General features: G+C 41.9%; 19 protein-coding genes. 4 read left to right on the top strand and 15 right to left on the bottom strand.

Annotated elements, in window-relative coordinates:
* A partial coding sequence (locus tag NGM62_RS03665; protein WP_262245859.1) for a hypothetical protein occupies positions 1–542 on the bottom strand: 542 nt, incomplete at its 3' end.
* Between the two features lie 127 nt (positions 543–669).
* On the bottom strand, positions 670–849 hold the full coding sequence (locus tag NGM62_RS22170) for a helix-turn-helix domain-containing protein (RefSeq protein ID WP_390936359.1): 180 nt from the start codon (positions 847–849) through the stop codon (positions 670–672).
* 498 nt (positions 850–1,347) lie between these two features.
* Here NGM62_RS22170 and NGM62_RS03660 point away from each other — a divergent pair, with 498 nt between their 5' ends.
* Positions 1,348–1,797, top strand: a complete 450-nt coding sequence (locus tag NGM62_RS03660; protein ID WP_262245857.1) for a helix-turn-helix domain-containing protein — start codon at positions 1,348–1,350, stop codon at positions 1,795–1,797.
* 85 nt (positions 1,798–1,882) lie between these two features.
* Here NGM62_RS03660 and NGM62_RS03655 read toward each other — a convergent pair whose 3' ends face one another.
* The 6 genes from NGM62_RS03655 to NGM62_RS03630 all read right to left on the bottom strand — a co-directional run bounded on the left by NGM62_RS03655 (position 1,883) and on the right by NGM62_RS03630 (position 9,438).
* Positions 1,883–4,342, bottom strand: a complete 2,460-nt coding sequence (locus NGM62_RS03655) for a multicopper oxidase domain-containing protein (protein ID WP_262245856.1) — start codon at positions 4,340–4,342, stop codon at positions 1,883–1,885.
* A gap of 72 nt (positions 4,343–4,414) precedes the next feature.
* The gene (locus NGM62_RS03650) at positions 4,415–6,547 is read right to left on the bottom strand and encodes a heavy metal translocating P-type ATPase (RefSeq protein ID WP_262245855.1); all 2,133 of its coding nucleotides are present in this window, start codon (positions 6,545–6,547) and stop codon (positions 4,415–4,417) included.
* Positions 6,548–6,583: 36 nt separating this feature from the next.
* Positions 6,584–7,435 (bottom strand): restriction endonuclease, encoded by an 852-nt coding sequence (locus NGM62_RS03645; protein ID WP_262245854.1) that lies wholly within the window; start codon positions 7,433–7,435, stop codon positions 6,584–6,586.
* A 48-nt stretch (positions 7,436–7,483) separates the two neighbouring features.
* Positions 7,484–8,110 carry a class I fructose-bisphosphate aldolase gene (locus tag NGM62_RS03640; RefSeq protein ID WP_262245853.1) on the bottom strand — a complete coding sequence of 209 codons (627 nt, stop codon included), beginning with the start codon at positions 8,108–8,110 and terminating at the stop codon, positions 7,484–7,486.
* 207 nt (positions 8,111–8,317) lie between these two features.
* Positions 8,318–9,163, bottom strand: a complete 846-nt coding sequence (locus tag NGM62_RS03635) for an IS3 family transposase (protein ID WP_262245852.1) — start codon at positions 9,161–9,163, stop codon at positions 8,318–8,320.
* Positions 9,160–9,438, bottom strand: a complete 279-nt coding sequence (locus tag NGM62_RS03630) for a transposase (protein ID WP_188754073.1) — start codon at positions 9,436–9,438, stop codon at positions 9,160–9,162. Before NGM62_RS03630 ends, NGM62_RS03635 begins: the two co-directional genes overlap by 4 nt.
* Positions 9,439–9,612: 174 nt before the next feature.
* Here NGM62_RS03630 and NGM62_RS03625 point away from each other — a divergent pair, with 174 nt between their 5' ends.
* Genes NGM62_RS03625 through merA form a run of 3 tightly spaced genes read left to right on the top strand, consistent with a single transcriptional unit; the run spans position 9,613 to position 12,292 of the window.
* A complete protein-coding gene (locus NGM62_RS03625) occupies positions 9,613–9,990 on the top strand; it encodes an ArsR/SmtB family transcription factor (RefSeq protein ID WP_058699658.1) in 378 nt (125 codons plus the stop codon).
* Positions 9,987–10,592: a mercuric transport protein MerTP gene (gene merTP, locus NGM62_RS03620; protein WP_163518371.1), complete on the top strand. Its 606-nt coding sequence runs from the start codon at positions 9,987–9,989 to the stop codon at positions 10,590–10,592. Before NGM62_RS03625 ends, merTP begins: the two co-directional genes overlap by 4 nt.
* A 47-nt stretch (positions 10,593–10,639) precedes the next feature.
* Positions 10,640–12,292, top strand: a complete 1,653-nt coding sequence (gene merA, locus NGM62_RS03615; protein ID WP_073178051.1) for a mercury(II) reductase — start codon at positions 10,640–10,642, stop codon at positions 12,290–12,292.
* A gap of 240 nt (positions 12,293–12,532) precedes the next feature.
* Here merA and NGM62_RS03610 read toward each other — a convergent pair whose 3' ends face one another.
* From NGM62_RS03610 to NGM62_RS03580, 7 genes are all read right to left on the bottom strand, one after another.
* The gene (locus tag NGM62_RS03610) at positions 12,533–13,045 is read right to left on the bottom strand and encodes a hypothetical protein (RefSeq protein WP_262245851.1); all 513 of its coding nucleotides are present in this window, start codon (positions 13,043–13,045) and stop codon (positions 12,533–12,535) included.
* 88 nt (positions 13,046–13,133) lie between these two features.
* Positions 13,134–13,676, bottom strand: coding sequence for a DUF305 domain-containing protein (locus NGM62_RS03605; RefSeq protein WP_262245850.1), 543 nt, complete (start codon positions 13,674–13,676; stop codon positions 13,134–13,136).
* Between the two features lie 2 nt (positions 13,677–13,678).
* Positions 13,679–14,152, bottom strand: coding sequence for a heme-binding domain-containing protein (locus NGM62_RS03600; RefSeq protein WP_262245849.1), 474 nt, complete (start codon positions 14,150–14,152; stop codon positions 13,679–13,681).
* Between the two features lie 23 nt (positions 14,153–14,175).
* On the bottom strand, positions 14,176–15,759 hold the full coding sequence (locus NGM62_RS03595; RefSeq protein WP_262245848.1) for an efflux RND transporter periplasmic adaptor subunit: 1,584 nt from the start codon (positions 15,757–15,759) through the stop codon (positions 14,176–14,178).
* A gap of 25 nt (positions 15,760–15,784) precedes the next feature.
* On the bottom strand, positions 15,785–17,251 hold the full coding sequence (locus tag NGM62_RS03590) for a TolC family protein (protein WP_262245846.1): 1,467 nt from the start codon (positions 17,249–17,251) through the stop codon (positions 15,785–15,787).
* Positions 17,238–21,089, bottom strand: a complete 3,852-nt coding sequence (locus NGM62_RS03585) for an efflux RND transporter permease subunit (RefSeq protein ID WP_262245845.1) — start codon at positions 21,087–21,089, stop codon at positions 17,238–17,240. The genes NGM62_RS03590 and NGM62_RS03585 overlap by 14 nt, the downstream gene beginning before the upstream one ends.
* Positions 21,090–21,182: 93 nt before the next feature.
* A complete protein-coding gene (locus NGM62_RS03580) occupies positions 21,183–21,761 on the bottom strand; it encodes a DUF3347 domain-containing protein (protein WP_002993215.1) in 579 nt (192 codons plus the stop codon).
* Between the last annotated feature and the right edge of the window lie 15 nt (positions 21,762–21,776).

Raw genomic sequence — 21,776 nt, 5'->3', positions numbered from 1 at the left:
TTGCTGTAAATCAGAAATTTGTCCCATTTTTTAACGGAGTGTTGCTCTTTATGCCCTTTTTCATAAAAAGAAAATTCGGCAGAAAACATAACCTCAACCAAACCTAGTTTGGCAAAAAAGTCACGCATTGAATCAATTAGCGTTGAATATTCTACATCATTTTCTATCGTAAAGGACAATTCTGGCAAAGCAAGGTTATCGGCGGTGGTATATATTACAATGCGTATTTTTTTCTCCAGGTCGAATGGTTGCTGCTTCAACACCTCATTTCGCTTTTCAATAAACCATTTGCAGACATCATTCAATAAATATTTCTCCCTGTTCTCCTCGTAAACTTTTATGTAATCTGTATGTGCTAACGATTTTTGAAGCATAAATGTCACATTTCTATATTCCGACAGGAAATTGTCTAGATAAGAGATATTATCGAAAAAGTTGGTTCCTTTTTCAAATTTATCCAAGCTGCTTAGAGAACTGTATAATTTATGATAGGCCGGATACAGTAAGCCCTTGCTTTCCTCTTTTAAATCAGTGCTCCCCATGCGTGCTAATTTAATGCTATAAAAATCATTTTATAGAAATCAGTAAACACATACATTTTAATTGACAACTGCTTTTGAGTTAATGGTTTCATACATGTATTCTACTTAATTATTGAAACCAAAATAGCTAAAAATAAATTGTGTTTCTATTTGATAACCATTTGAAGAACCAGCTGAATACCTGAACACTTTCAAAACCGAGTTCATATGCTATTTCAGAAATATGCAGCTTCGTATAGTGAAGCAGGTTTTTTGCCTCTAACAGAATACGGTCGTGGATAATCTGCAGAGGTGACTTTTCATCAATTTTCTTGAAAGTAATGGTCTTTGGTGATTTGTTCAGTAAACCGACNTCTAACAGAATACGGTCGTGGATAATCTGCAGAGGTGACTTTTCATCAATTTTCTTGAAAGTAATGGTCTTTGGTGATTTGTTCAGTAAACCGACATAATAAGAGATCTTATGCTGGTTCCTGAAATTTTGCTCAACAAGGAAATTGAGTTCCCGTATCAGATTGTGTTGGCTATCATATCATAGATAAAAGACATACGGGAGATTCATCACCCACTCCTGCCCGTACCTTTTTCTTTAACAGAAAAAAGAAAATGAAAGCACTATCTTGCGTTGACATCCAGTCGGGCTATCGATACCGTGGAACACACGCTCTCTTGCTCCTCATTTCGATGGTTATGTTGGTTGCAATTAATACTAATTACATTGATATCGGGCCTATTTCTGAGTCTTTTATGTTTTGATTCCATCAAGATTAAGTCTCGAAGAAGGTAACACAACCACATTCATGCGTTGCCCTGTTTACGTTTTGAACAACAAATCAGTAAACCTCTACCAATAAAAGCACCTGTAAATCCACAGACTCTTGGTGAACATATAAGGAAGAGAAGAATTGAGCTAAGGCTGTTTCAAAAGGATTTAGCAGCAATATTTAATGTTAGCGAGGACTGCATTACATATTGGGAAAACAACAGAAGCGAACCCCAAATTCAATATTATCCACCTATTTTCGGGTTCTTAGGATATTGTCCGTTTGAGTTTGACGAGACAACGTTTCGGGGACGTTTAAAAGCATATAAGTGGCGAAACGGACTTAGTAATACGAAATTGGGAAAACTCTTAGATATACATGGTTCAACTATTCTTGCTTGGGAGAATGGAAAGAGCCAGCCTCAACAAAAACACTTAGAAAAATTAGAAATGATGCTACAAGAAAGCATTTGGAATGATGCTACAAATTAGATGTTATAAGACTATCCTATTAAGTAACATTTTTAATTCATTAAAAGAGGTCGGATTCTAAATCCGACCTCATAGAAAGTCAAACTTAATAGGACAAATTCAATCCGAACCCCCAGCCCATATCGCTGTCATAATGGGTAGTAGCGGCAATGTTTCTGGTCAAAATGTATTTTAGACCACCCATATACTCTTTGTCTGTATTTACCATAAATGCCCCTCTCAATCTTGCAGTCAAAGGGATATCCTCCCTTGCTAATTGGAGGCGGACAATACCGTCTGAATATACCTCAGCTTGAAAATCGGCCAGCATAGGTAAAGTGTAAACGAAACCTGCACTTAGTTTGGCTCTTTTATTTTTCGTGTTTTTCTGTCCGAACATATTCTTTTCGATCTCATGGCTGCCAAATTCCCGATATCTCCAATCGAAGCCTACGAAAGGCATAAACCACTGCATTTTTCCGATATATCGACCGAAGTGCGTTTCAGTTTCATATCCATGGCGATTATTATAACCTAATCTCCATTCGGTACTAAGTTTCCAGCGTGTATTTTGAAGCATTGCCTGCCCGTCGTTACCATTTGTAGCAAAGTCGTTCTCAGCCATAAAATGCCATCCATTGCTCTCTTTTTGCAGTTTTTTATATGCTTTTTCTTTGTTAGGCAGGTTTGGGTTTTGATAATCACCTACTGCAAAAACCCGGTTCATACCTGCCATCATATGATACATAATATGACAATGGAAGAACCAGTCACCCTCGGTATTGGCGGCAAATTCAATGATATTCGTCTCCATAGGCATGATGTCAATGACATTCTTTAGCGGGGACTGTATTCCATTACTATTTAGGACACGGAAATCAAATCCGTGGAGATGCATTGGATGCCGCATCATAGAATTGTTGAACAGTTTAATCCTGAGAATTTCTCCTTTCTTGACAGGAATCTTATCCACTTCGGAAAGAACCTTGTTATCCATGCTCCAGACATACCTATTCATGTTCCCTGTGAGCGTAAAGGTCACTTCTTTTACCGGTTGATCTTTTGACAGTTCGGTATTGTACGGTGATTTAAGCATGTCGTAATTTAAGGTAACGATGTCAGAACTTGACATATCATGGGCTGAGTGATCCATTGAGGAGTCCATTTCCATTTTACCCATCGCTTTATTACCATTTTTATCACCTGTGATCTCGGGATACATTACCGAATTCATGTCCATCTTTTGGAGACTCATTTTCATCCCCATGTCCTTCATGTCCCCGTTCATTTTCATCATATCGTTCATCATCTTCATGCCCTCAAAGTATTTAAGTTTCGGAAGTGGGGAATGTGGTACTTTCCTTCCTTCGCCGATATAAATCGATGCAGATTCGGTGCGATCCTCAGGGGTAACCAATAACTCATAGGAATTATTTGGCTCAGGAATGGTAACGATGATATCGTAAGTTTCCGAAACCCCTACGATCAGCCTATCCACTTCAACCGGTTCGACATCATTCCCGTCACTGGCAACGACGGTAATCTTTCCACCTGCGTAATTGATCCAAAAATAGGATGAAGCACCACCATTAGCGATCCTCAACCGAACTTTGTCTCCCGCCTTAAATTGTGAGAGTTGCTGCCCATCTGCGCCGTTGATCAAAAATTTATCATAATAAACATCACTGACATCCATCGCAAGCATACGTTTCCACTCGTTTGTAACTTTCGTTTTAAAATGTCCTTCTTTTATAGCTTCCAGATAACTTTGGGTCGTCCCTTTCTTAATTGCAAACCAGTCATTGGCATTATGAAGCATCCGGTGGACATTGTCTGGATTTAAATTTGTCCATTCACTTAAAATCAAAGGAACTGTAGGCAGATCATCAATACCTTTCCTGAATGTGGGATCACCCTCACGTTTATTCATTATGAAAGAACCATACATACCTATCTGTTCCTGCATGCCGGAATGCGAATGGTACCAATGCGTACCATGTTGGATTATCGGAAAGCGATACGTATAGGTAGAATTTGGCTCAATGGGCTTTTGGGTCAGCCAAGGAACACCATCTTCTTTGTTGGGCAGCATTACACCATGCCAATGCAGGGATGTGGCTTCGTCCATAAGGTTGTGTACCATGATCTCTGCCGTGTCCCCTTCCGTAAATGTCAATGTGGGCATCGGTATCTGTCCATTAACTGCGATAGCTCTTTTGGATTTTCCGCCATAGGTAACAACGGTGTCTTTTACATACAGATGGTATTTTACAACCTTTCCGCCACCAATTATCTTCTCTGGAAGCATTGGGACATTTTCTAGGGCTTGCTTGTTCATATTCATCTCTCCATGACTTTCGTTACCCTCCATCTTTTTAGGAACAAGCTTCATCCCGCATTTGGGACAGTTTCCCGGTTTATCGGAGAGTATTTCTGGATGCATTGGACAGGTGTATGCCTTTTGTTGTTCCGTCTCGCCCTCATTTACATTTATTTGTGGGTTACCCATTTGTTGCTCATGAGATGAGTGTGCTGATTGAGCGCTACTGCTTATCGTAACAAGCATAAGTAGCAGTATTAAATTATATCTCATAACATATTGTTGTTGTTACTGTTCGACAAGGATTGATTGCCACCATCATTTTAGCGGTTTTAATTTTAAGAGGCTCGCATTGATCGCTACTACAATGGTACTAACGCTCATCAACACCGCACCCATTGCAGGGCTGAGTACGAAATTTGGATACAATATACCTGCTGCTAAAGGAATGGCTACCACGTTGTAACCTACAGCCCAAATAAGATTTTGAACCATTTTCTTGTATGTCCGTTTTCCAAAATCCACTAATTTCATTACATCTCGTGGATCACTGTTTACTAAGATAATATCCGCAGTTTCGGCCGCTACATCTGTTCCGGAACCCACTGCTATGCCGACATCTGCCTGTGCTAAAGCGGGCGCATCATTCACTCCGTCTCCGGTCATTGCTACAATTTCTCCGGCTGCCTGATACTCTTTTACCTTTTCCTGTTTTTGGTGGGGCAGAACATTGGCCATAAAGCCATCCATCCCTAATTTATCGGAAACCGATTTGGCTATGTGTTCATTATCGCCCGTGAGCAGGAAAGATTTGATGTTCATCTTTCTTAATTCATCAATTGCCTCTTGAGATCCTTGACGAATACTGTCCGCCAAGGTGATTATTCCAATTACATTATCGTTAATCAAAACAAAATTCACCGTTTCAACATCTTGATTGATCTCTGTTGGAATTTCAGGCATTGATAAATTATTTGCTTTAAAATAGTTGGGACCGGCAGCCACAACTTTTTTCTTATTTACGACGCCTTGGACACCGATACCCTGCATGTATTGAAAATCTTCTGAGTTCCATAATTCAAGGCTCCTTTCTTTCAAGGTTGTCATCACGCCTTTGGCAATATGATGCTCGGAATTTTGTTGAACCGCCGCCGCATACATGATGATGTCGTCAGCTGTATATTCATCGGTTACCGGGATTACCCTTTCCACAGCGTGAGAGCCTTGGGTAAGCGTTCCTGTTTTATCAAAAATAATGGTAGACAAATTCCGTGTAGTTTCAAACGCGGTTCGATTGCGGATCAGCAGACCGTTTGTTGCTGAAAGGGTGGTCGAAATGGCGACCACTAATGGTATAGCAACACCCAATGCGTGCGGACAGGCTGTAACCATAACCGTGACCATTCTTTCCAGAGCAAAAGCAAGGTCGCCGCTGCTGCTGAACCAATAAATAAAGGTGCCTACACCTACTGCGATGGCGATGAATGTGAGCCACTTTGCTACCTTATCAGCAAGGTTTTGCGTATTGGACTTTGCCTCTTGTGCCTCTTGTACAAGATTGATGACTTTATTGAGATAACTATCCTTCCCTACACCGGTTGCCTTTATTTTTAGCATGCCATCGCCATTAATAGATCCGGCAATCACTTTTCCACCTGCCTGCTTTTTTACAGGAACGCTTTCTCCTGTCAGCATACTTTCATTTACAGATGAATTTCCTCCTGAAATTACCCCATCAGCAGGGATTTTTTCACCGGGCCTGATGATAACGGTCTCACCGTTTTTTAGTTCTTCCAGGTTTATTTTCAGAGCTTCACCATTTCGTTCAACAGTTACTTCATTTGGCAACAAAGCCACAAGGGATTGTAATGCCTTGGAGGCTGCCATTTGCGAACGCATTTCCAACCAATGCCCCAGCAGCATGATCACGATAAGCGTAGCCAATTCCCAAAAGAAATCCATGCCGGGCAGACCAAAAACTACCGCAACGGAATATACAAAAGCTACGGTGATCGCTATTGCAACAAGGGTCATCATTCCAATCGCTTTGGCCTTGACTTCGCCGACCATCCCTTTGAGAAACGGCATGCCACCGTAAATATAAATGGCAACCCCCAAGATTAGCAACACATACTTATCTCCGGAAAATGAAATCTGAAAGCCCAACCAATTCTGTATCATTTCTGAAAGTAATAGAATGGGACCTGTCAGGATCAGCGACACCCAAAATCGTTTCAAAAAATCGTTTGTGTGGTGCCCTTCATGTTTGTTGTATCCACCGGCCGAGTGGTCTGAGGGGTCTGAATGGGTGTCGTGATGGTGGTGGTGGTGGTGCGAATGTGACTGCTTTTGTGAACCACCCATCGGCACTAAATCCATGCCGCAGATCGGACATTTTCCAGGTTCGTCCTTCATCACCTGCGGGTGCATGGGACATGTGTATCTTTTCATATTATATGATTTAGAGTTTAAAATAACAGTTGTACATTATATTAAAGTGTTAATGGCGCTACATAATTTTAAGGAGTCATCCAAGATTTTCTTTTGCCTTGATTCATTTACTCCCAATTGCTCTAACAAGATTGGATTTTCGTATACTTCTTTGCAAAGTACTATTCCTTTGTCCAACAGCTGTCTTTTTTCAGTTTTAGTGAGAGTAGCCAATGCTGTTAAAGGATATAGACCAGCTTTATCAATTCTCACCTTCAATGAATTTTGCGGGGGATAATCCCAGCTAACAAGCATTAAATCAACGCAGGTTCCATACTGAATTGCATCGGTGGTGAAACGGGTATTGGTATAAAGTCCGCCCCGGTGGAGTTTAGCGTCATGTTCAACTTGACTCTTCCATCGTTGCTTGACGTCCATGAGTCTCGATTGAACATACAGCGGCGTCTTTACATTACAGAACCGTCCTTGACCACTATGATATTTACATTCAATCATATAATGGTTGTTCTCCTTTTCTGCGATCACATCTATTTCGTGTGAAACACAGTTCCCCTGAACAATAACGCCAACCTGAGTATTAAAGCCTTCGAATTCCATCAGTTTACCTACCAATTTTTCAAAAGGAAAGCCAGTTGGACCTAATTCCATCAGGGACTTCTTCAGCTTATATTTTGAAGCACTTATCCGGGATCTGCTTTTAAGCATATTAAAAGCCATCTGATAGATCTTTTTGGTGGTCATCCCTTCTTCAACTTGATCCACGATATTACGAGCTACATGCTGGACGAGATTCTCATCTGCTTGCGATCGCCGAAGAGAATTAATAAGCTTGTTTATATCGAAAGGCTCTAGTTCCCCTGAGTATTTTTTTATTTTTACTGTTTTCATCTTTCCTGTTTAGGTTTCCTTGCTGAAAATGAGTATTTGGGTCTAAACTTATGCAACCGTTATCTTATCTTCCAAATATACTTGCTGGATAGTTTGTAATAGTTCGACCCCCTCACTAAAAGGCCTTTGAAAAGCTTTTCTTCCCAATATCAGTCCGGAACCTCCGGCACGTTTGTTAATTACTGCTGTCGTGATGGCTTCATCCATATCTGATGCTCCTTTTGAACCACCCCCAGAATTGACGAGTCCAATTTTTCCCATATAACAGTTGGCTACCTGAAATCTACAGAGATCAATAGGGTGATCCGTTGTAAGGTTTTCGTACATTTCATCATCATATTTGCCAAATTGCAGGTTCTTAAAACCATAGTTAGTGTTCGGTAATTTCTGCTTTATGATATCTGCCTGTATTGTTACTCCTAAATGGTTGGCCTGCCCGGTCAGATCCGCTGAACTGTGGTGATCATTATCCTTGGTTTCGAATGCTTCGTTGCGGGTATAGCACCAAAGGATGGTTGCCATTCCTAAACCATGTGCTTCCGCAAAGGTTTCTGCTATTTCCTTTATTTGCCGATCACTTTCATGAGATCCAAAATAAATTGTAGCGCCAATCGCCACGTTGTGCGTCACCCTAAAACCCACCGCACATTTAGCACATTTGGTTTTTGCCGACACAAAAGCCAACCCTAAAAAAACCAAAATATGATACTGCCCTTTTGTTGGACAACTAATTTCAAACCTAATATATTATTTTCATTTTTTCGGATTGCACTACCAGATATTTTTTCCTTTTCAAATCCCCTCCCCAAAGGGATCGAGGGTGTTTGAAAAAGAGAGAAAATATTCCATTGAGCACTGACGCCTTTCATTGCACAAGCTCTTTTATGAAGCCTTCTTTTTATAATACACATGATCGGGGGTCTCATCATTCAGTGAATCATGACGCCTCTGCGTGTTATAGAACTTCACGTAGTCATTTATCTTTTGATAGAGATCTACACCACCATTGGGTGGATTTAAGTAGATCTTCTCCCTTTTTAGTGAACCCCAGAACCTTTCTATATACACATTGTCCAGTGCACGGCCTTTGCCGTCCATCGATAGCTGGATCTGTGCATCTTGCAGTGCACTCACAAATATCTCCGAAGTAAACTGTGAACCCTGGTCGGTATTGAATATTTCTGGTTTGCCATGCCGCTCGATAGTTTCCAGCATCACATCCCTGCACCATTCCGCATTCATCGTGTTGGAAACAGACCATCCCATGATCTTCCTGCTATAGACATCGATGATAGCAAACATATACATAAAGCCCCGAAACATAGGGATGTAGGTAATGTCAGCTTGCCAGACCTGATTCGCCCGCTCGATCTTCAGGTTTCGCAAAAGATAAGGGAACTTGTAATCCGCCTTATTGGCCATGCTCAGGTTTTTCTTGGGATATATTGTCTTCAGGTTCATCATCTTATACAATCTCCTGACACGCTTCTGCCCCACAGAATAACCTAAGTCTTTCCTAAGATGGACGGTCATCCGCTCAACACCGTAGAAAGGACAGTCCAAAAACTTACGGTCTATAGCTTTCATCAGCCGCTGGTTGAACAGCGAGACACCCTTGGGCTTAAAATAGTAGCTGCTACGCGGAAGTCCTATAATCTTGCATTGTTTGTGAACGCTCATCTTTTTGTGGGATGGGCAAACAAGCTGGCGTTTCTCTTCTAAACTCATTTGCCCAATACTTTTTTTAAAAAATCAACCTGTATCTGGAGTTCTCCAATCTTGGAGTAAAGCTCCTTCTCTTTGGATTCGTCCTTTGACGAGGGTTTACCTGTCGTAAAAGCCGCTTCCGCATTGCTTAAAAACTCCCGCTTCCAGGTGTTGATCTGGGTAGCTTGGACCTCATACTTCGATGCCAGCTCATGGATCGTCTGCTGTTCCTTAATCGCTTCTATCGCCACCTTGGCCTTGAAACTCGCACTAAACTTTCTTCTTGATTTCTTCATTCTCAACTGCTAATTTAAACATTTATGCAGTTGTCCAGTATTTGGGGAGTATCACAAAAGAGCTAAATCACCCACCGCTGACAAAAGACTTGTTGGAAACTTTATTTAAGAATTCGCTTAAATAAGAAAACTATTTGTATCTTTGTTGCGTTATTAATCCTAAACAAGAAAATTATGGAAAACAACCAATCGTGTATCAGAGTGTTTGCCGACAAGGTTCAAATAGACAATTGTAGAGAAATACTTCAAACCAACGACAAGGCATTCACCCAACTGAGTGGACTTTTAGCATTGGCAGGAAACGAAGTAAGATTGAAAATCTTATTTCTATTAGAAGAAGAAAACGAATTATGCCCTTGCGACCTTTCAGACATTCTCGGAATGAGCATCCCTGCGGTTTCGCAACACCTCAGAAAGCTAAAAGACGGAAACGTCATTGAAGGAAGAAGAGAAGGGCAAACCATTTTCTACTCTTTAAAACAAGAGCAATTGACTTTACTTCGCCCATTTTTTAAGCATATCATTAACAATTCAAAAAAGGAAACAGTATGAACAAGAAAAACAACAAACTTGTCGGAGCGGGAGTTCTTTCGGCAGTAGCAGCATCACTTTGCTGCATAACACCTGTATTGGCTCTTATTTCAGGAGCTTCAGGAGTGGCATCTACCTTTTCGTGGATGGAACCAGCAAGACCTTATCTTATCGGTATCACCGTTTTGGTATTGGGCTTTGCTTGGTATCAGAAACTCAAACCACAAACAGCCGAAGAAATCCAATGTGATTGCGAAGAAGACGAAAAGAAACCTTTTATGCAGACAAAAACATTTTTGGGAATTGTAACCGTTTTTGCAGCCTTGATGCTTGCATTTCCAAAATACGCACACATTTTCTATCCTTCAAACGACAATAAGGAAGTGGTAATCGTCAATGCCTCTGACATTCAAGCGGTAACTTTTGATGTAAAAGGAATGACTTGCAATGGATGTGCTTCACACGTAGAAAATGACGTGAACAAATTGCCAGGTATTATTAAGGTAGATGCGATTTATGAAGAAGCGACTGCCAAAGTAGAATTTGACCAAACCAAAGTGAGTTTAGCTCAAATTGAAGAAGCAATCAACGGCACAGGTTACAAAGTGGTTGGCAAGAAATAGTATTTTTTTGCCTTTTGTATTTAAGTATTTAATTAAATAATTACAAAATGAATAAAGAAACCGTAAAATTTGACATCACAGGTATGACCTGCGACCATTGTGCCACAGGAATTGAAAAACTGCTTACCAAAAAAGAAGGCGTAAAAGAAGCCAATGTGAGCTATTCAAAAGCCACTTGTGAATGTTCTTTTGACCCTGCCAAAACAAGCAAAGAAGAAATCATCAGCACCATCAACGGTACGAAAAATTATCGTGTAAAAGGTGAAATCCCTGATAATGGAAACAGTGGAAATAATCAATTTGATTTAATTATTATCGGTGGCGGTTCGGCTGCATTTTCGGCAGCTATCAAAGCGGAAAGTTTAGGTCTATCGACTTTAATGGTAAACGGTGGGTTGGACTTTGGCGGGACTTGCGTCAATGTGGGTTGTGTACCTTCTAAAAATCTTATTCGTGCGGGTGAAACGGCTTATCACGCTACACATTCCAACTTTGAAGGCATCAAACCAAAAGGCGCTGACATTGATTTTGCGCAAATCATTAAGGATAAGAAAAAATTGGTAGCCACACTTCAAGAAAAAAAATATATGGATGTTGTAAGCGATTTTGAAAACTTGACTATGCTAAAAGGTTGGGCAACTTTCAAAGACAATAAAATCATTGAAGTTGACGGCAAGGAATACAAAGCAATCAAATTTTTAATCGTAACGGGAGCTACTACCAATATTCCGACTATTGAAGGATTGGACAAAATTGACTACTTGACCAATGTTTCTCTTTTCGACTTGGAAGAAAAACCCAAAAGCCTGACCATTATGGGAGCAGGTTATATAGGTTTGGAAATTGCAATGGCGTACAATCGTTTAGGCGTAAAAGTCCGCATTATTGAATTTACAGACCGTGTATTGCGAACACAAACACCTGACATCAGCGAAGCATTGGAAATCCAAATGCGAAAAGAAGGCATTGAAATATTACCCAATTTCAGAGCCGTGAAATTCGAGAAGAACGGAAACGAAACGATAATTCATTGCAAATGCCCTGATGGTTCATTTACGCAAATTGTAGAGAAAGGAAAGGTAGTAATTGCCACAGGAACAAAACCCCATACAAGTCAATTGGGATTAGATAACATTGGTTTGAAACTCACCCAAAGTGGTCATATTGCAGTAAATGAGAAGATGGAGACCAATCTATCCAACATTTACGCAGCAGGAGACGTAGCTAACACCCCCGCATTTGTTTATACAGCAGCCTTTGAAGGTAAAATTGCCGTTGAAAATGCTTTCTCAGGAACAGAAAACAAAGCCGATTATTCTTCTTTACCTTGGGTGGTTTTTACTGACCCACAAATTGCAGGTGCAGGTTTGGACGAAGCACAGGCAGAATCCAAAGGCATTCCGTTTGAAGTTTCAAAATTGGAATTGAAAGACGTACCGAGAGCCATTGCAGCAAATGACACAAGGGGATTTATCAAACTTATTCGCAACACCGAAACGGATAAATTGATAGGTGCAAGAGTAGTCGCACCCGAAGGTGGAGAGCTTATCCAACAATTAAGTATGGCAATCAAATACGGAATAACTGTAAAAGACTTGGCAGACAGTTTTTACCCTTATTTGACTTTGGGAGAAGGCATCAAATTAGCAGCAATAACTTTCGGAAAAGACGTATCGAAATTAAGTTGCTGTGCAAGTTAATCCGACACAAAGGCACACACTCTTGCAAGTCGCACCAGCCTACTCTTGACCAAAACTTGCAAGAGAGAGTGCCTTCCCTACCCTAAAAAATCCTACCTTTGAAAATTGACTAAACCGACTAAAAATAAAGGGCGAACGCACAACATTGTGTATAAGCAATAGCGGGTGAAGTGGTAAATCGAAGGTCTTTGCCTTTAATAAACTTTGTGCTAAACTGAAAGGTTTGTACTTTTAAATCCGCTACTGCTCATACACTTGACCGGCACCCATATCCCACGCTTCCTTAACCGTTCCAAACAAGGTCTGATCATAAGTGTTCGGGTAGGTCAAGAGCTCATTATGATTGACCTTGACAATAAAAGGGATTTTATGTGCGTACTTTCTGGCGTAAAGACCAAGTCCGCCAAAGGTTGATGCTACGGCATTGCATCCTGATTCAAGGGCGAGCCTGATGATATTCTCAGGGTCAAAATAGTCAGGGTTTTTATAAAACGAAAACGCTGCGCTATGTTCAATGCCCTGATCCACTGGCAGGATACTTAGATATCCGGTTCCGCTAAGATTCCCGTGGTTATAAAGTTGAGAGAGGCTTCTCAAAACCTGTAATTTACGGTTACTGTTAACAAATACCCTATCAATGGAATCGTTGCTAGGCAATTGAAGTTTATCTTTGGGAATCTTCTCGCTAACATGATCCAAATAATAAGAAGCATTATCGCCTAAATGATCTATTATATTTTTATACATATCCATAATGCTTGTTTTTTAATTAATTCCAAGGCTTTGGTTTGTACTACAATGGATATCGCTTTTGGAATACATATTCCAAAACCCAATCCTATTATTCCTTTTTTTCCAGCTGTTTAATTTTAGCTTTCATAAATTCAATCTCTCGATTTTGAGCAGAAATTATTTCTTCTGCCAGTTTTTTTACTTCTGGATCTTCCAGCTTGCTTTCTTCAACCATCAAAATCGCCCCAGCATGGTGTGGGATCATTGATTTAAGAAACTGTATGTCGCCTACGGCCGTCTGCTTGCGGATACCAGACCAAAACAAAAGCAGTAACACAAAACCTAATCCCATAAGAATCGCATTAAGTTTTTTGTTGGGATACATTTTCTGCATCAACAAGAGTTCTATAAGCAGCATTGGTGAAGCCATAAGACCAGCCATATAAAACTGGTTTACATTTGGTATTACATTTTCGAGTTTGTCCACCATGGCATACATTAAGATGAACATTGCTGCAAAAGAAATGAACATCATCCATAAAAGTTTCTTATAGCTCCCTGAATGATATGAATCCTTTTGTTCTATTTTTGGAGTTGTTGAGCCGTTGTTCATGCTCTCATGATTCTCTGGCTGGTGTGATGGCGTTTTCATAACTATTTTATATTTAAGTGCTTATCAAAGTAATTAATCAACAGTTGTTTTTCCTCTTTGTTTAATTGTGCACCACTGTGCATCCACGTATATGAACTCAACGGCATTTTGCCTTTCTCAATTTGCTCAATAATCTGGCTAAACTTTGAGTTTATCCTTCTCGGGCTGTAATTTGGCAAATCATCAAAGTTCAATTTCTCTTTTCCTTCGGTTATATGATCTGCCATGAACCAACCCAAAGGCTGAACATTAGTGTACCAAGGGTATTGGGTATTATTGCTATGGCAGTCATAGCATGATACCGACAGGATTGCATTAACTTTTGCATCGACCTTAAATGAATCAACAAAAACCTGGCCCGCAGGAACCGAGGATAGGTTCCTTTGGGGGGTTATAAATTGCATTAACACAAACACACTTAACAGAACTGTTAAAATTACTTTGTATGCTTTCGTTCGTTTTCCGTTTTTTTTCATGATCTAATACTAATCAAGTACCATTATCCCCGGTCATAGAGACAGCAACTCGGTAAGTCGTCATAAACCGCCTTGGGAGCCTTGTCCAGCTCTGTATCGTGACCAACATTAGCAATAGCTTTGCTTATGGCACTTTTTGAGGTTACTTTTGAATCGAAATCCAAATGGATAACTTTAGCATTAACATCCCAGTTTGCGGAAATCACCCCCTTGACACTTTTCGCCGCTTTCTCAATCCGGCTTTTGCACATTTCACAATTTCCTGATACTTTCAACATATCATGGGTCTTATTGACATTGGTTTGAGCATCGCCATGCTGATGTCCGGCAGCCGATGCTGCGCCATCGTTATTCATCATACTGATTTTACCTTCCAGCTGGGCACTTGCATCAACGGTGAAAGCTCCCTTGGTCACGATTTCCTCGCCATTTTCCAGCCCCGACATAACAACATATTGGTCGCCCAATGAGGGGCCCAAGACGATCTCCCGAAGTTTAAAAGCAGGCGTGGATGTATTTGGCTGTTTTACGTAAACTATGGAGCGTTTCCCTGTCCATAAAACAGCCGACTTGGGAATGACCAACTCATCGTTGTATCCCTTTAAAGGAGCAGTGATTTGTGCTGTTGCATACATTTCAGGTTTGAGATTGCGATCGCGGTTATCGGCTTCGACCCTGATTTTTGCCGTTCTTGAATTGGGATCAAGGATAGGGTTAATAAAGGCAATCCGCCCATTATAGACTTTTCCGGGCAAACTCCGTAATGTATATTCCAGCTGATCTCCCACCTTTAGAAATGGCAAATCTGTTTCATACGCATCAAAAACCGCCCATAACTTGGAAAGGTTTGAAATGGTGTACAAGACGCTCCCTTGGCCGATATAATCGCCCGGGTTTACATTTTTTGCTATGACAACACCACTTGTATTCGCATATATATTGACGTAGGGTGAAACTTCATTGGAGGCCAATATTTTGCTTATCTGGTCCTCTGACACCTTCCATAAACTCAGTTTCTCTTTTGCGGCTTCCAATAGGAGGGGCTGCATATCCTGCAATTTTGCAGCTTCGAGCAATTCTTGCTGCGCCGTCAATAAATCGGGCGAATAGATTTTGGCTATCAGCTGGCCTTCTCTTACCGACTCGCCGGTAAAGGTTACGTAAAGATTTTCAATACGTCCATTGACATGCGATGTTTGGGATTGTTGTAAACGTTCGTCCACCTGGATAGTCCCATACAGTTGGACGTCTTTAACAGCGTCTTGGTGGCCGACAACCGAAGTCTGGATATTCGCCAATGCTATGGCTTCTTCTGACATCTGGATGGCATCATCGTCAATTACACCATCACCTCCCCCGGATGATTTCAAGGGAATTAGATCCATAGCACATATTGGGCACTTCCCCGGCTTATCCATTCTGATCTGGGGGTGCATGGAGCAAGTCCATACTGTTTCTCCGTCCTCGGTCACTTCCATTTCAAGGTCATGGCTGTGATCATGGGACGAATTCCCGCCAAATATCGCCCAGCCAAGCAGTAGTCCGGACAATAATATAACCCCGTAAGTTACCGCCTTATTTCTAAAAATATTTTTCAGTTTATTCATTGCTAAGAATTTTAAAATAATTGCATTATTTATGGTCTGCTAATAATTTTTTTATTGACACAACCATCGTATTATAGTTGGCAAGGGCCTCAGCTTTTCTAAGCTGATAATCCAGTAATTGCCGCTGCACCTGAATAACGTTGGTCAAGTCACTTTTGCCTGTAACGAACTCTTTTACGATCAGGTTATATGTCGTTTGGGCGAGCGTAGTTTGTTTCTCGTACAGTTCCATGACACGTTCCGCATCATCCAATTGGCTTTTGAAACTATAAAATTCGCTTTTCAAAGTGTTGAAGGTGTTTTTAAAGTTCTCTTCGCTTGATTTTCGCCATAGCCTGCTTTCGTTTTGCTGGGCATTGTATTTTTTACGGAAGAGTGGCAGGCTCACTGAAACCATAGGCATAACCATATCCTTGCCGTTCATCCCGTCCATGGCAAGCATTGAATTATTCGTTCTTCCCACAACCATGTATTCCACACCGATACCAATCATGGGATAACTCATTTTCCGATCCATTTCCGCTTTTGCCTTAAATGCCAAGCCTTCTTCGGTAATCATTTCAAGCATAGGGTTGTTTGTCTCAATAACCCTCAGCGCTTCTTCCTCGCTATATAAAAAATTCAGCTTGTGGATCTCTTGTCCCAACATGACCTTTTCAGTTGCTTCCCGATTTAACAATGCATTGAATTTTGCCTTTTCGGCTTTAATCTGAGCATGTAAACTTTCAATGTTATTTTCAATTTCGGCAATTTCCAATTGGATACGAAGCACCTCTGACATACCCGATCCGGAGCCACCTTCCATTGCTCCCATGCCACCAACGGACGGCATACTCATATTCTGATTAGTAGCAGGAGCTGAAGTGCCTCCTCCCATACTCATCCCTCCCATACCCGATGGAGTGCTAGAGCTGGTTGGTGAGGAAGGCGTATTACTGCTTACGATGGGTGCTGCACTTGATTGCGAGGTGCTTGAGGGCGCAGAGAATTTCCGTAATGCCAATTGTTCCAATTGTTTAAGAAACACTTGGTTTTCCTGATTATTCTTGAGTTGCTCGTTCAATTTTTGCATCGTGTACCACTGTGTGCTGACCTGAAGGATCAGATTATTTATGGCTTCCCGATACTGTTGATCTTGCATATTGGCCATATGTGTAGCCTCTGTGCGAGCTGCTTTTCTCGTGCCAAACCATGGGAACATCTGCATCAAGCTTACATTTCCAATAGAACGCCCTCCTATAATTTCCATAGGCATCGTATATGCTTCCATGGACAATTCCGGGTCTTGGTATGCTCCGGCTTGCGGAATTTTTTCAAGGTATGCCTCATGCGCATACTTTTGTGATTTTACACCCGGATTATTTTCGATTGCGACTTGTATATAATAGGACAGCGAATCGGTGGGGTAGTCTTGGGCTAAAGCTTGCGAAAAAATGCTTAAGCTTGTTAATACAGCCACGGTTATATACCGATTTATCTTATTCGTTTTCATTCGCTATATTTTTATTATTTTTTCTATTTTCTTTTTTCGTGGCAGATTCCCTCCACCAGCACTGGAATACCGGGACTACAAACATGGTCATGGATTGGATCAGCATGCCGCCGAAAGTCGGGATGGCCATTGGTACCATGATTTCCGCACCTTTACCGGTAGAGGTCAGGACAGGCAGTAAGGCGATCAGTGCTGTAGCAGTGGTCATCGCTGCCGGTCTGACACGCTTTAAGCCTGCGTATATGACTGCTTCCCGTATTTCATCTTTTGTTCTGGGGTTCCGTGCTTCAAATGTATCGTGGATGTATGTTCCCATTAATACACCATCACTCGTCGCCAGTCCGAACAGGGCGATAAATCCTACCCAAACGGCAATGCTGAGATTGATGCTGTGCATCTGGAACAGATCCCTCATATTTGTCCCTCCGACAGAGAAGTCCATAAACCAGGGCTGCCCGTAAAGCCATAATAAAATAAAGCCACCTGCAAGTGCTACAAAAACACCGGAAAAATGAATTAACGATGCTGTAACCGTTCGGAACTGAAAGTAGAGAATTACTAAAATGGCTAACAAACTCAGTGGTATAATAAGCATTAGCCTTTTTGCGGCACGTTCTTGCTGTTCATAATTTCCGGCAAACTTATACGTCACCCCGTTGGGTAAATCGAGTTCTCCAGACGCTATTTTTTCCTTTAGGAGTTGATCCGCTTCGTATACTACGTCGACTTCCGCTATGCCACTTTTTTTATCAAAGATTACATAACCCAACAAAAAGGTATTTTCACTTTGGATCATCTGAGCGCCCTTGGCATATTCAACATCCACCACATCCCCCAATGGAATCTGAGCTCCTGTAGCTGTCGGAATGATTATTTTTCGCAACGCATCCGGGTCATCCCGTAATTCTCGTGGGTAGCGCAGGCGAACGGGAAAACGTTCCCGGCCTTCGACTGTAGTGGTCAACGTCATACCGCCGACTGCCGCACTGATTACTTCTTGAAGCTCGGCAACGGTAATACCGTATCTGGCCATTCTATCCCGGTTCAGATGGATTTCGATATAGGGTGCACCAACAGCCCTGTCGTAGAAAACGGTCGATGGCATAACAGATGGAACATCCTTTAAGGCTGCTTCCAAGGCCTTGCCACCGATTTCAATCGACTCCAGATCCGGACCCGAAACCTTTAGCCCCATCGGAGCCCTCATTCCCGTAGAAAGCATTACCATTCTCGCTTCTATCGGTTGCAACTTAGGAGCGGAAGTCAATCCGGGCAGATGGGAAACATTGACGATCTCTTGCCATATATCGTCGGCCTTTTTAATTTCAGGACGCCATCTGCGGAAAAATTTTCCGCTTTTATCTTCAATCAGACTGTCCCGTGGTATGGAACGGAAACCATCGGAAACAGCATAGGTCTTGTCACCTTTCAACACGAATTCTCCGGAACTGTTTACCTTGAACCTTTCACGATGCCCGTCTTCATCCAGATAAAATTCCGGGATATAATTGATCGTATTTTCAAACATCTGTGTAGGAGCCGGATCAAGTGCAGAATTCACACGGCCCCATTTTCCTACGATAAGTTCGACTTCCGGTATGTTTTGAATACGTTTATCAAGTGTTCTGATCAATTGCAGGTTTTGTTCAATCCCAGTATGCGGCATACTGGTGGGCATCAAAAGGAAAGAACCTTCATTGAGGCTTGGCATAAATTCCTCCCCGATACCGGGAAATGTTTCGGTGGATTTTTGCCAGAAGGCAGTCTCCCGAAATGATTTCCAACCTGTCTTTTCGAAGCCATTTGCAACAAAACCAAAACTCTTCTCTACGCCCATCCATGCTAACATTCCGAATAATAAAGTAATGATAGGGATGGCCATGAATTTCCACCGGTTGGAAAGTGACCAACGCAGGATCTGTTCATAATAGATCACCAATGCCCATAACATTCCCAGGATGGAACCAATGGCAAAGAATACGAACACAAAGTTAAGTGTGGTGCTTGCCTGCGTGCCGAGTGGCAGCCACTCAACCGTCAGGTAATACATCGCTACAAAAAGTGTGATAGCTACATTAACGTAGTTGGCAATTTTTTCTCCTTTCCATCTTGGTGTAAACAGGTTGTTGACCCCGATCAAAGTCAATGCGAACGCGACAAAAACACCTGTATAGATCCAAAGAGCGATACCGGCAACCACCAAAACGTAGTTGGCTATCCGGCGAACTTTACTCCCATTGATACGGATTGAAAATATATAATAAGCCAGTGTTGGCAAGATAATAATGCCTAACACAAAGGCTGAAACCAAAGCAAAGGTTTTGGTGTATGCCAAGGGACCGAACAACTTACCTTCCTGTGCTTCCATCATAAAAACAGGTAAAAAGCTGATGATCGTGGTGAGCATCGCCGTTGACAAAGCACCCGACACTTCCGCAACAGCGGTGGAAATCAAGTTTACAAAGGCTTTCCCCCGACTCTCAACACCCTTGGCTTTTTCTTCATCCATATGGCGTAGTATGCTTTCGATAAAGACAATCCCCACATCCACCATGACCCCAATGGCAATGGCGATTCCCGAAAGGGCAACGATATTCGCCTCGACCCCCATTTGTTTCATGATTATGAAGGTCACCAGTACGCCAATGGGCAAGATACTGGATATAAGAATCGATGCTCGCAGGTTGATCACCAGCACGATCACAACGATAATACAGATCAGGATTTCGTGTGCTAAAGCATTTTCCAGCGTCCCGATGGTTTCCTGGATTAAACCCGAGCGGTCATAAAACGGAACGACGGTGACTTTTGAAATAGTCCCATCCTCTAATGTTTTTTGAGGGAAACCTGCCTCCATTTCTTTGATCTTCGCCTTGACATTATTGATGACTTCCATGGGGTTGGTTCCATGCCGGGCAACTACTACACCGCCAACTGCTTCCACGCCTTCCTTATCCAATCCACCGCGTCGTGTGGAGGGTCCCAAATTGACAAACCCAACGTCTTTTATCTTTACGGGAACATTATTGCGCACAGCCACTACGGCATCTTCCAGATCCTGGACACTTTTAAGGTAGCCCAATCCACGCACCAGATATTCCGCTTTGTTTATTTCGATCGTCTCTGCACCGATATCCAGGTTGCTGTTTTGGATAGCCGACATGATATCCATTACGGATACATTGTATGCGCGCATCGCATCTGGATTGATATCGACTTGGTATTCTTTTACGAAACCTCCGATGGAAGCCACTTCGGAAACCCCTTCCGATGCTGCCAAATTATATTTGGCATAGAAATCCTGAATCGTGCGCAGCTCATCGGGGTCCCAGCCTCCTGTAGGTTTTCCGGTTTCGGGATTGCGTCCCTCCAGTGTATACCAAAAGACCTGCCCCAAAGCCGTGGCATCCGGCCCGAGCGTGGGCGTTACATCGGATGGTAATGTGCCGGCAGGCAATGAATTCAGTTTTTCCAGAATACGGGAACGGCTCCAATAAAACTCAACATCCTCTTCAAAAATGACATAGAGGAAGGACATGCCGAACATCGAACTGCTCCGGATTGTTTTTACGCCGGGGATGCCCAGTAAGGAGGTCGTGAGTGGATAGGTAATCTGTTCCTGTATATCTTTGGGAGACCTCCCCATCCATTCGGTCGCCACAATTTGCTGGTTCTCCCCAATGTTCGGAATCGCATCGACCGGCACAGGATCGCTCGGCAACGCATTTTGATGCCAATTAAAGGGCGCTGTAATCAGCCCCCATATCAGGACAACCACAAGTAATAACAGTGTTATTACCCGGTTCTCCAAAAAATATTTGATAATTTTTTTAAGCATAACATATACATTGTTTACATTTTAATATCAGATACCAGCCTACAGAAATCGACCGGTACCTGATATTTGAATTTCAAATCTTAATCAGCGTTTTTACTTCAGTTCTTCCTGAACTTCACCACATGTTAGCATATCTTCACCATAGTAAGGGTTTTTGACCTCTTTGCTATCGCTCAGCCAATATGCTCCTTTGTTGTCATCGTACATCGAGCAAAAAATCTTGTACATGGGCTTTTCGGTGCCGAATTCTTTTGTTATATCATAAAAATCCTTGCTCAAGATCACTAAATGTTCTCTTTGATGAGCGATATTGCCTATGTTATCACCTATGTGCTCCGAATGTTCCTGAATATCAGCAGCGATGTCATCGAAGGTGCTTTTCTGTTCTGCACTAAAGCCCTCGGTATTAATCTTGGGGAGTGCTTCCAGCATGCCTTTAGCTGCATTTGCGGCTTCTTTATCATTATCGGAAGACAAAGCAAAAGTCAGGTGCTGGTAATGGGAAAAAAGTTCCGAAAAAGTTCCCTGGTCGCTTGCAGCGTTGCTTTCGTTGGATACCGTTGTTTCAGTATGGACGTCGCTTTCTGATTTTTTTTCAGAAGCGCCATTGCATGCTGCCAAGGTCAATACGGATGAGGCTAGTAAGCCTACAAATAAATGTTTCATTGTCATGATTTCTGTTTTTAA

It is taken from the genome of Parapedobacter soli (genome assembly GCF_025460835.1).
GTDB lineage: Bacteria > Bacteroidota > Bacteroidia > Sphingobacteriales > Sphingobacteriaceae > Parapedobacter > Parapedobacter soli.
This window is presented reverse-complemented; position numbering and strand designations above follow the sequence as displayed.